General features: G+C 70.3%; 13 protein-coding genes. 10 read left to right on the top strand and 3 right to left on the bottom strand.

The annotated features are described in order from the left end of the window. From ACWCXX_RS39225 to ACWCXX_RS39205, 5 genes are all read left to right on the top strand, one after another. Nucleotides 1–701: acyl-CoA carboxylase subunit beta (locus ACWCXX_RS39225; protein WP_451135828.1), on the top strand; the 701-nt coding region annotated here is incomplete at its 5' end. After that, complete coding sequence (locus tag ACWCXX_RS39220) at nucleotides 698–913, top strand: acyl-CoA carboxylase epsilon subunit (protein WP_451135826.1); 216 nt, start codon at nucleotides 698–700, stop codon at nucleotides 911–913. The genes ACWCXX_RS39225 and ACWCXX_RS39220, both read left to right, overlap by 4 nt. 236 nt (nucleotides 914–1,149) lie before the next feature. Next, nucleotides 1,150–3,309 carry an MMPL family transporter gene (locus ACWCXX_RS39215; RefSeq protein WP_451135824.1) on the top strand — a complete coding sequence of 720 codons (2,160 nt, stop codon included), beginning with the start codon at nucleotides 1,150–1,152 and terminating at the stop codon, nucleotides 3,307–3,309. Between the two features lie 458 nt (nucleotides 3,310–3,767). Beyond that, nucleotides 3,768–3,986, top strand: coding sequence for an MbtH family protein (locus ACWCXX_RS39210; protein WP_451135822.1), 219 nt, complete (start codon nucleotides 3,768–3,770; stop codon nucleotides 3,984–3,986). 22 nt (nucleotides 3,987–4,008) lie between these two features. Beyond that, the gene (locus ACWCXX_RS39205; RefSeq protein WP_451135821.1) at nucleotides 4,009–4,788 is read left to right on the top strand and encodes a thioesterase II family protein; all 780 of its coding nucleotides are present in this window, start codon (nucleotides 4,009–4,011) and stop codon (nucleotides 4,786–4,788) included. A gap of 109 nt (nucleotides 4,789–4,897) precedes the next feature. Here ACWCXX_RS39205 and ACWCXX_RS39200 read toward each other — a convergent pair whose 3' ends face one another. The 3 genes from ACWCXX_RS39200 to ACWCXX_RS39190 form a co-directional block, all read right to left on the bottom strand. Continuing rightward, nucleotides 4,898–5,719, bottom strand: coding sequence for a hypothetical protein (locus ACWCXX_RS39200; protein ID WP_451135820.1), 822 nt, complete (start codon nucleotides 5,717–5,719; stop codon nucleotides 4,898–4,900). Between the two features lie 190 nt (nucleotides 5,720–5,909). Further along, nucleotides 5,910–6,917, bottom strand: coding sequence for a beta-ketoacyl synthase N-terminal-like domain-containing protein (locus ACWCXX_RS39195; RefSeq protein ID WP_451135819.1), 1,008 nt, complete (start codon nucleotides 6,915–6,917; stop codon nucleotides 5,910–5,912). Further along, complete coding sequence (locus ACWCXX_RS39190) at nucleotides 6,914–8,077, bottom strand: beta-ketoacyl-[acyl-carrier-protein] synthase family protein (protein WP_451135817.1); 1,164 nt, start codon at nucleotides 8,075–8,077, stop codon at nucleotides 6,914–6,916. The genes ACWCXX_RS39195 and ACWCXX_RS39190 overlap by 4 nt, the downstream gene beginning before the upstream one ends. Nucleotides 8,078–8,317: 240 nt before the next feature. Between ACWCXX_RS39190 and ACWCXX_RS39185 the strand changes: the two genes are divergently transcribed. Genes ACWCXX_RS39185 through ACWCXX_RS39165 form a run of 5 tightly spaced genes read left to right on the top strand, consistent with a single transcriptional unit; the run spans nucleotide 8,318 to nucleotide 10,731 of the window. Further along, nucleotides 8,318–8,569: an acyl carrier protein gene (locus ACWCXX_RS39185; RefSeq protein ID WP_384230664.1), complete on the top strand. Its 252-nt coding sequence runs from the start codon at nucleotides 8,318–8,320 to the stop codon at nucleotides 8,567–8,569. After that, a complete protein-coding gene (locus tag ACWCXX_RS39180; protein ID WP_451135815.1) occupies nucleotides 8,569–8,937 on the top strand; it encodes a DsrE family protein in 369 nt (122 codons plus the stop codon). Before ACWCXX_RS39185 ends, ACWCXX_RS39180 begins: the two co-directional genes overlap by 1 nt. Beyond that, on the top strand, nucleotides 8,937–9,350 hold the full coding sequence (locus tag ACWCXX_RS39175; protein WP_451135813.1) for a hypothetical protein: 414 nt from the start codon (nucleotides 8,937–8,939) through the stop codon (nucleotides 9,348–9,350). The genes ACWCXX_RS39180 and ACWCXX_RS39175 overlap by 1 nt, the downstream gene beginning before the upstream one ends. Beyond that, nucleotides 9,350–9,763, top strand: a complete 414-nt coding sequence (locus tag ACWCXX_RS39170) for a hypothetical protein (protein ID WP_451135811.1) — start codon at nucleotides 9,350–9,352, stop codon at nucleotides 9,761–9,763. The genes ACWCXX_RS39175 and ACWCXX_RS39170 overlap by 1 nt, the downstream gene beginning before the upstream one ends. Then, on the top strand, nucleotides 9,760–10,731 hold the full coding sequence (locus ACWCXX_RS39165) for a hypothetical protein (RefSeq protein ID WP_451135809.1): 972 nt from the start codon (nucleotides 9,760–9,762) through the stop codon (nucleotides 10,729–10,731). The genes ACWCXX_RS39170 and ACWCXX_RS39165 overlap by 4 nt, the downstream gene beginning before the upstream one ends. The last annotated feature ends 143 nt before the right edge of the window (nucleotides 10,732–10,874 follow it).

Raw genomic sequence — 10,874 nt, 5'->3', positions numbered from 1 at the left:
ACATGCACAAGGTCATCGAGGAACTCGTCGACGACGGCGACTACCTCGAAATCCACGAACGCTGGGCCACCAACATCATCTGCGCCCTGGCCCGGCTCGACGGCCACGTCGTCGGCATCGTCGCCAGCCAGCCGATGTCGTTCGCCGGAGTGCTCGACATCCACTCCTCCGAAAAGGGCGCCCGCTTCGTCCAGTTCTGCGACGCCTTCAACATCCCCCTGGTCACCCTCGTCGACGTACCCGGCTTCCTGCCCGGCGTCGACCAGGAGCACGGCGGGATCATCCGCCACGGGGCGAAGCTGCTGTACGCGTACTGCAACGCCACGGTGCCGAGGATCTCGCTGATCCTGCGCAAGGCGTACGGAGGCGCATACATCGTCATGGACTCCCGCTCCATCGGCGCCGACCTGTGCTACGCCTGGCCGACCAACGAGATCGCGGTGATGGGCGCGGAGGGTGCGGCGAACGTCATCTTCCGCCGGCAGATCGCGGCGTCCGACGACCCCGAGATGCTGCGCGGCCAGCTGGTCAAGGAGTACAAGACCGAGCTGATGCACCCCTACTACGCGGCCGAACGCGGCCTGGTGGACGACGTCATCGACCCCGCCGAGACCCGGCACACCCTGATCGGCGCCCTGGACATGCTGCGGCGCAAGCACGCCGACCTGCCGTCGCGCAAGCACGGAAACCAGCCCGCATGAGCGCCGTGTCCGGGCAGGACGAGTCCCTGCTGAGAGTGGTTCACGGCTCCCCGACCGCCGAGGAGCTGGCGGCGGCGGTCGCGGTGGTGCTCGGCGCACTCAAGGCATCGGGGCCCGACGGCGGGGGCGGCCCGGCCGGCCCCGTGCAGGCCCCCTGGCGCCGGGCGGAGTCCCCGGCCTCGCCGAAGGTCTCCTGGCGCTCCGGGTACTGAAACGGCCTGCCACACCGTGGCATGAATCACGTCAACCGGCCGTGTGGGCTGCTGTTTTCCCCGTTGTGGGAGGCAGCGGCCGACCGGTGGCGCACGGCACGAAGAGCACGACGCAAGTGGTGGCTGCAGGTAGCTGCACGACTACTTGAAGAAGGGCACCGCCTTGCGCAGCGTGGCGGTCCAAGTGTCAGGTACTCGGCGGCCGGGAAGCCGCAGTGAAGTCGTGGAGGATTTCCATGTTCCGTGGAATCGGGCGGTTCTCAGTGAACCGCCCATGGTTGGTCATCGCTCTCTGGCTGGTGGCGACCGCTGCCTTGATCGCGTTGGCTCCGCAGCTGAAGCCGACCAACGACCAGGCGGAGTTCCTCCCGTCGCACTACGAGTCGGTGCGCGCTGCGGACATCCAGCAGAAGGCGTTCCCGCAGAACCGTCAGCCGGCGGCCATCGGTGTCTTCGAGCGGTCCGACGGCGGCAAGCTGACCGAGGCCGACAAGAAGGAGGTCGGTGAGATCGCGGCCGGCCTGCAGGGCCGGAAGTTCGAGAAGATCACCCAGGTGGTGACGGACCCGAAGGCCGTCTCGCCGGACGGGAAGCTCGCCCTCGTCCATGTGTTCGCGTCCACCCAGCAGATGCAGGACGAGGCGCTGGTCGAATCCGTCGGGAAGCTGCGAACCGCCGCTTCCGACCAACTCTCCGGCAGTGAGCTGAAGTTTGGCTTCACCGGCGCCGCGGCCACGATGCTGGACTCGCAGGAGGCGTCGGACAGCACCGACGCCATGGTCATGATGGCCACCCTGTTGCTCATCATCGTGCTGCTGCTGGCGATCTTCCGCAGCCCGATCATCGCCCTGATGCCCGTCCTCATCATCGGCGTCGTGTTCATGGTGACCATGGGTGTCATCGCGACCGCCAGCAACCTCGCCGGCCTGGAGGCGCCCGCCTCCATCTCCGCCATCCTCATCGTGGTGCTCTTCGGCGTCGGCACCGACTACACGCTCTTCCTGCTGTTCCGCTACCGCGAGCACCTGCGCGAGGGCCAGGAGCCCAAGGAGGCGCTGGCCTCGGCCGCCGGCCGGGTCGGTGAGACCGTCGCGTCCGCCGCAGGTGTCGTCATCGCCGCCTTCGTCTCGCTGCTGCTGTCCTCCATGGGCATGCTCAGCAGCATGGGGCTGTCGCTGGCGATCGCCGTCGCCGTCACCCTGGTCGCCGCGCTCACCCTCGTCCCAGCGGTCTTCTCCCTGCTGGGCACCAAGGCGTTCTGGCCCTCGAAGGCATGGCGCAAGCAGCCCAAGAACGTGATCGCGAACCGGGTCGGCACCTTCGCCTCCCGCAAGCCCGCCCTCGTCGCCGCCGTCTCCGGCGGTCTGCTGCTGGTGACGGCCCTGGGTGTGTTCGGCTTCAAGGCGGAGTACGACACCGAGAGCTCGCTGCCGGACAACCTGGAGTCCGTCCAGGCGATGGACCGCCTCCAGCACGGCTTCTCCGCCGGGCAGTCCGACCCGACCCAGGTCTATGTGAAGGCCACCGGAGGTGCGGCGCTCGACAAGGGCGAACTCGCCGCGTACCAGGCCAAATTGCAGGGCGTCAAGGGCGTGAACCAGGTCTCCCCGGCCGTGGTCGCTCCGAAGGGCGACGTCGCGCAGTTCAGCGTCGTGCTCGACTTCCGCCCGAGCGCGGACGAGGCCCTGGAGCTGGTCAACGGCGACCTGCGGGACACGGTCCACGCGGCGGCGCCGAAGGGCACGGAGCAGTACGTCGGCGGCAGCACGGCCGTGCTCGCGGACATCCAGACCGCGGTCAACCGTGACTACAAGCTGGTCTTCCCGGTGGCCGCCGTGGCGATCATGATCATCCTCGGTCTGCTGCTGCGCAGCCTCATCGCCCCGCTGTACCTGATGGTTGCGGTCGGCCTCGGCTTCGGCGGCACGCTCGGTGCCACCGTCTGGCTGTTCCAGGACGGCTCGAACGGGCTGCTGTTCATGCTGCCGGTGATCGTCTATCTCTTCGTGACGGCCATCGGAACGGACTACAACATCCTGATGGTGGCCCGGCTGCGCGAGGAGATCCAGAGCGGCAAGGAGCCCCGGGAGGCCGTCCGGCTGGCCGTCACGCAGTCCGTTCCCACCATCGCCGCCGCCGCGGTCATCCTCGCCGGCACCTTCGGCGTCCTGATGCTCGCCGACAACTCCATGCTGAAGCAGATGGGATTCGCGGTCGCGTTCGGCATCCTGCTGAGCGCGTTCGTGATGGCGATCCTCCTGGTCCCGGCGGTCACCACACTGGTGGGACGCCGGGCCTGGTGGCCGGGGAACCGGCACGAGACGCCCGGGGGCGGCACGGCCGAGCAGCTGGGCGAGCCCGGCTCCGACCCGCTGGTCACCGCCGGGAGCCAGTGATCCGACAGGCGTGAGCCGCCGCTCGTCCCACGGCCGGAACACGGCCGAGGGGCGAGCGGCGTTCTTTTTTGCCGCGCCCGTTTCCCCTCGTTGTGCTTCCTTCCCGCTGCTGTGTCTGCTTCCCGCCGTGTTCGCCTTCCGACGCGCCCGCCTTTTGCCGGACGTGTCTTTTCCCGGACGTGTCCTTTCCCGGCCGGGGCGGGCGAAATGTTGTGCGCACCACTTATGCAAGAGGGGCGCAGCTTCCTGAACAGGGCGGGGAGAAGGGCCTTCGGGATCGGTAGGCTTTTTGGTACGGCGTCCTCGGTCATCAGGATTTCCGCCGTGTTGCCGGCCGGATGCCGTGTGAATCCTCGGTCGGGCACCGTGCGACGTCGAGCGATCCGTCCATGGACGCCCGAACGGCGATGCCGGCCGGGCCGATACTGACGAATGCCGACCACGTGGGAGAGACAACGATGAGCACGAACCCCTTCGAGGACAACGACGCCAGCTACTACGTGCTGGTCAACGACGAGGGCCAGCACTCGCTGTGGCCCGCGTTCGCCGAGATTCCCGCGGGCTGGACGGTGAAGCACGGCCAGGACAGCCGACAGGCGTGCCTGGACTACGTCAACGAGAACTGGACCGACATGCGCCCGCTGAGCCTCGTGCGCCAGATGGCCGCCGCCGAGTAGACGGCGACCGGAGAGGACGATCATGCAGACGGGTTCCTCCGCCGCGGCGGTGTTCCGGCCCCGGCCGCGCCCGCGGGCCGACCGGGTGCTGGTGTGCCTGAGCTACTGCGGCGGTGGCACCGCCCCGTTCCGGCAGTGGGCCGAAGTCGTGCCGGACGACGTGGAGCTGGCGCTGATCTGCTACCCGGGCCGGGAGATGCGCTTCGGGGTGCCGTTCGCCCGGGACTGGGTCGCCCTGCGGGACGACGCGGTGGGCGCGGTCCGCGGTCTCGCCGACCGGCCCTACACGCTGTTCGGCCACAGCATGGGCTCCTGGGTGGCGTTCGAGGTCGTGGCAGAGCTCGAACGCCTCGGCGTCGCACTGCCCACGGAACTGGTCGTCTCCGGCGGCACGGCACCGCACAAGCGGGAGCTGCGTGACGACGTGCCCCGGTCGGCCGACAGCGACGACGCCCTCGTCGCGTGGATGCGCGAGTTCGGGCAGATGTCCCCGATGGTGGCCAACGAGCCGGAGCTGCGCCAGATCGCGGTGGAGCTGCTCCGCGCGGACCTGGGGGTCTCGGAGTCCTACCGCTACAAGCAGGGCACCCGGGCGAAGGTCCCGATGCGGCTGCTCTACGGCACCGAGGACGCCGAGCCGTTCTCCGTGGTGGAGCAGGACTGGAAGTCCCTGGCCGACGGCGGTTTCGAGGCGTACCAACTGCCGGGCGGACACTTCTACGAGGCGGACGTGTGGTCCAGGCTCCCGGAGTGGTGGACCGGGTCCGCCGTGGGAGCCGGACAGCCGGGCTCCTCTTTCTGACCCGGTCTCAACTGCCTCTGCACAGCACCGATGAGCCACCCACTACAGGGTATGCCGATGCCGCGCCGATTCTCTCGGCGCGGCATCGGTGTTGTGGTCGGCGGGTGGTTCAGGCGCTCTCGCGCAGGGCGCGCCTGCGGTCGTGCAGCACCAGCAGGAGGACCATCCCCATGAGCACACCCAGCACGGTGCCGGCCAGACCGGTCAGCAGATGTGCCAAGTCGTACTCGGGGGCGGGGCGTTTGGTGCCGAGGTGGGTGAGAAGGCTGTAGATGCTGTACGAGAAGAGCATGCCCGACGAGATCCAGGTCACCGCCATGGGCGGGAAGAACCGCCGTGACCCCCGACGGCTCGTCAGCACCAGCAGGCCCCAGGTTCCGGCGAAGGCCCAGACCCCGGTGCTCGCCGACAGCAGGTGCCACCACATGTCGCGGTACTCGAGCTTGTCCGGGTCGAGGGCGAGGGTGCCGCCGACTGCCCAGAAGAGCTTGACGGCGCCGAGCGCGACGCAGCCCGCGGCGAGCAGCCGGGCCACGGTGGTCTGCAGGGCCCGGGTGTTGCCCGGGGCCTCCCCGCAGTCGGTCGGACCGCTCAGCGCCTCCGGCCACCGGGCCCTGGCGTAGCCGGCCAGGGCGAGCGGGAGGCCGATGCCGACCCCGACCAGCGAGATCATGACGAAGACCTGCTCGTAGACCCAGAAGTCGGTGGAGGAGTCCGCCTGTTCGTCCCGGGACATGGCGGCCGGCCCGAGGACCGGCGCCAGCACCAGCATGGGCACGAGCAGGCCGGTGCCCACCCATACCGGCATGATGATCAGCCAGGCGGGAAGCCGCTCACCCCAGGGCCGGCTGAACGCCGCCGCCAGCAGGATGCCCACCGCGGCGAGCACCGCGGTCGTCGCATTGATGGCGCGCCAATCCGCTTCGCCCATTTCTTCGGTCGGAAGGAAGAGACCGAACGTCCAAGCGATTTTGATGAGCATGTACGGCATAACCGCAATGGCGGTGCCGTAGCCACTGATTCTGCGTATCTTATTCAGTCGTGAGGTCGGCTGCGCCACCATTACTGTCATGTCGGCACAATATCTGAGCCGCCATTCACGGTCAAAATTTTCTATATCCTTATAGGGATATGCGCTTTTCAGTCGATTTGTGAATCGTGGCCCGGCTCGGGCTGTCGAGCGCCACGGCGGTGAGATGGCCGGATTCCGAGAGCGACACCAGCAGGGCGGGTTCCCGGTCACCGGCCAGCGCGACCAGTTCCAGCAGACCCGACACCGCGCAGTGCCGGGCCTCGGTCACCGTGCCGGGGCCGCGCGGCGGGACCCCGGCCGTGGTGAGGGCCGTCGTGACGGCGTCGCGGACCGCTCCGCCCAGGTCCGCGGCACCGGCCGGGGCGCTGACGACGAGCCGCGGGCCGGACATGCCCCCGGCCAGGGCGGCGATCCGCCGCCCGGCCGCCGCGACGGCGAGCGGGTTCCACGCGCCGTCGGCGCCCCGGGTCACGAAGCGGGAGAGGCCGCCCGTGACGGCGGCCAGGGCCTCGGTCCCGTCGGCCGCCTCCGGTGCCGCCAGCACGACGGCGGCGGCACCGTCGTACTGGCCGCGGCGTCCGTCCCCGTCCCCGGCCGGGGCCTGGTCGGTCGCCGCGGCCACCACCCGGTCGGCCCGGCCGGTGCGCAGCGCGGTCATCGCGAAGTGCACCGCCTCCAGACCGGCGGTGCCGGGGTTGGTCAGCGTGACCGAGAACGCGCGGGCCCCGGTGGTGATGGCCAGCTGGCTGCCCGGGGTGCTCATCGAGAACCCGGGCACCTCCGCCGGGCTGATGCCGCGCACGCCCTCGGTGTTCAGCACGTGGTTCATCCGCCGGTGCACATGGGCGATCGCGTACTGGGTGCCGGTGACCACGCCGAAGCGCAGGCTCGGCCCGCCGGTGAGGGGCGGGTCGTCGTGGCGCCGGCCGAGCGCCCGGTGGCCCGCCGCGAGCAGGTACCGGGTGGCCGGGCTGTGGTACTTCCAGCCGCGCCGGCCCAGATGGTCGGCGGGGACGAACCAGGTTCCGTCGGGGTGCTCCCCGGCCGTGCCGGGCTTCTCGGCGACGACGCCGGCGCTCGTGATCAGTACGGTCATTCGGAGGCCTCCCAGGCGAGTACCGCGTTGTTGCCCCCGAAGCCGGTTCCGCTGACCAGCACGGACGGCCGGGCCAGGGCGGCCGGTTCGCCCAGGGGCACCCGCATCGAGGACGTGGGGTCGACCGTGGCGACATGGGCGTTGGGCGGGACCAGGCCGTGGCGCAGCATCCGGGTCGCGATGACGCAGCCGAAGACGCCGGCGGCCCCCGCGGTGTGCCCCATCACGGCCTTCGGGGCGTAGCCGGCCACCTCGGCGGCGTCGCCGACGGCCGCGAGGGCCCCGCCGACGGCGGTGCTCTCCACGGAGTCGTTGAGCGCCACTCCCGCCCGGTGCAGCACCACGGCACCGGGGGGCCCGGCGGTGGTGGCGAGGGCCTGGGAGACCGACCGGCCCAGCTGTTCGCCCGACGGTTCCGGGGCCATCGGGTGGTGGGCGTCGCAGCTCCAGCCCTGGCCGGCGAGCACCGCCAGCGCGGTCGCACCCCGGCGCCGGGCCGACTCGGCCGACTCCAGCACCACGGCCGCCGCGCCCTCACCGGTGACCATTCCGGCGCGGTCGGTGTCGAAGGGGCGGCAGCGCTCCGGGTCCAGCAGCCCGAACCGGTGCAGGGTGCCGACCGCGACCCGGGAGAAGGCGTCGCCGCCGCAGGCGATCACGACATCGGCCTGGCCGGTCTCGATCAGCTCCGCGGCCCAGCCCACCGCGTACGTACCGGCGGAGCAGGCGGTGGACAGGGTGTGGCTGCAGCCGCCGATCCCGAACCGGTCGGCGACCACGGCGGCCACGTGGTGGGTGGCGAGCCGGTCTCCCGGGGCGTCGGGCGCCTCCGGCCCGTCGATGTCGCCGAGCGAGGTGCCGACGGTCAGGCCCGCGTCGAGCAGGTCCTCCTCGGTCAGGCGGGCCTCGGCGAGGGCCTCCGCGACCGCGGTCACGACCAGGGTGCTGGTCCGTCCGGGGACGTCGCCGTCGAGCGCCGGGGACTTCGGGGCCGGTTCGGCCGGATCGGGGGCCGCGTACAGATACGGGTGCTCCGGGAGGCCGCAGGCGTCCGGAGCGGGAACCGGCAGCCGGTCGGCGCGCAGCAGCCCCTCCCACAGCGCCTCGACTCCGCTTCCGAAACAGGTCACCGCTCCCAGTCCCGTGACAACGACCGTCACCGGCGCACCTCGCTCCTTCGGATAGTGCAAAACAATTGACCGATGCCGACCAGGGTGCCCCCGATAAAGAGCGGCGGCCGTCGCCCTTGCAAGTACCTGCAGTAATCGCCTGCGTGTCTCCTCGCCCGTCGGGCGCCTGCAATACCATCAGCGCGATCAAACCGGCGCCGTATCGTCCGGAAATAATGCACGCGGAATGACGCGATTGTCGATATGAATAGCCCAAAGAAAGGGAATCCGGTGAGTGTCGAAAGCACGCTGAACACGTCGGAGCTCCGGGAACTGGTTGCGGACACTCTGGATGTCGAATCCTCGGAACTGACCGACGACGCGCTCTTCATCGAGGAGCTGGGCGTCGACTCGGTGGTGGCGCTGGAACTCCTGGTCACGCTCGAACAGCGTTACGGGGTCAAGATTCCCGAGGAGGAACTCGCCGTGCTCCGTACGTTCCCCGACATTCACGCACTGCTCAGCAGGAAGCTGGGCGGTTGATGGACGCGCAGCCGGCCCACTCACCGGGCGCCGACGGGAATCCCGTCTCCTACTTCCTGATCGAGAGCAAGGGGAACTGGGCCGGCCCCAACGCGGGCACCTTCCTCCGGGACGCCGCCGCGCTCGCCGCCGCCGGCCACCGGGTGCGGGTCTACCTCGTCGAGGACGGTGTGCTCAGCGCCGCCGGCGTCCGGACGCCCGAGATCGACCGGCTCGCCGAGGCCGGGGTCGAGGTCCTCGTGGACGACTTCTCGGCGGCGCAGCGTGCGCTCGGCGGCACGAAGCTGTCGCCGCACGTGAAACTCGCCGGCATGGAGACCGTCGCGGCGGCCCTGGCCGAGGACGACTGCAGAGGTGTGTGGCACTGATGGGGAGCTCGATGAAGCGCCGGATGTGGGATCTGCTGCTCGTCCTGACGGCCGCCCCGCACTCCGGCGACGTGGTGACCTCCGCGCTGCGGCTCTCGCAGGCGGTGCTCGACAACGGCGGCTCGGTACGGGTCTGGGCGTGCGGGTACTCCAACATGATGACCCAGGACACCTTCGGTGACACCAAGCTGCCGAACACCCGTGATCCCGAGGGCCATTACCCCTCGCCCGCGGCGATCGTCCGGCAGTTGATGGCCGACAGCGAGGGCCGCTTCGCGTGGATCGCGTGCACCGCGTGCTCCGAGGAGCGCGGCGCGACCCACCACATCCCGCAGGTGCGGCACCGGTCGCCGCTCCGGCTGGCGGGAACCATGGCCGGGGCCAAGCAGACGCTCTATCTCGGGGGAGCCTGATGACCACCACCCAACGGGCGGAACCCCGCCGGCGCGTGCTCTGCCTCATCGACCGTGCCTACCGGGGCGCCGTCGAGGCCCAGTTCTTCCACCCGCTCTACGGTCTGATCGATCTGCACGGCCAGTTCGAGCAGGTGGACCTGGCGCTCCGCGGCGCGACGGTGACGATGGCCGTCGAGGAGGACGACTACCGGCCCTCCGTGCGGCTCGGCTCGACGGTGCTGGACACGCTGCCGGACTACCGCGGTTCGGTGCGCGATCTGATCACGGAGGGCTTCAACGTCTTCGTGGACGCCGAGGCGCTGGCCGAACTCGGGGTGGACGAGAAGCAGTTGGTGCCGGGTGTCACCTGTATCGGTCAGGCGGAGCTGGCAGCGCGCTGGCCCTCGTACGACCATGTGTGGTTCGTGTGACCGCCCCGCCCGCCTCCCGGATCGATCCCTGGACCGGGGACCGGCACACCTACGCGACCCCGCTGCGGGCGATCGACCGGATCGAGCCGGGCCCGGACGCACCGGGCCTGCGGTTCCGCACGTTCAAGACGGTCAATGCCGACGACCCCTACATGGGCGGGCACTTCCCGGGGCTCACGCTGCTGCCCGCCGTGTTCGTGCTCGAAGGCATCCGCCAGGCACTGACCGTCCTCACCGGTGCCGACGAGCCGCCGCAGCTGCTGGAGGTCGTCTCCGGTCGGTGGCTGGCGCCCATGCAGGGCGGTGACGAGATCTGCCTGGACGTCACGGCCGAGCAGGGCGAAGCCGGCCGCTGGCGGGTCACCGCCGACGGCGTACGGCAGGACGGCACCCCGGTCCTGGCCGTGAAGCTGGTGCTCGGCCACGGCGACGCCACACCGGGCGAGCCGCTCGTCCCCGCGCCCCGGGCGCCCCTGCCGGCCGTCACCGCGCACGGGCCGGACTACACCGAGATCCTGGACCGGCTGCCGGTACGGCACCCCATGCTCCTGGTGGACCGGGTGGAGTCCTTCGAGGCGGGCCGGGAGATGACCACGGTCAAGGCGGTCTCCGGCTCCGAGCTGTGTTACCAGTCGATGGCCGACGGGCTGCCGCTGTCGCGGTACGTCTACCCCAGGGCGCTGATGCTGGAGTCCTTCGGGCAGTCCGCGGTGCTCCTGTGGATGTCGAGCGGTGTCACCGGCGGCGTACTGGTGGCCGCGGCCTTCCGCAACTGCCGTTTCGCGGGCGAGGTCCGGCCGGGAGCGGTGCTGCGCCACGTGGCCCGGATCGACCGGCTGATGTCCGACAACGTCTTCGTGTCCGGGCAGACCTGGGACGGCGACCGGTGCGTCATGACGGTCGGCGCCATGATCGGGTCGAGCCGGCCGCGTGACCGGGTCGACCGGAAGTCGGCCGAGGCGCACTGACGGCCGGGCCACGGAGCACGACGAAGCGGCCCGCCCGCGGGAACGGAAGACCTCTTGAGTTCTAGCGGTCCTCGCAACACTCACGATGATGGGAGTTGCGAGGACCGTGGGCGGTAAGAGGATCGATCCTGCGCTGCGGAAGC

The sequence above is a fragment of the Streptomyces sp. NPDC001732 genome (assembly GCF_053596315.1).
This window is presented reverse-complemented; position numbering and strand designations above follow the sequence as displayed.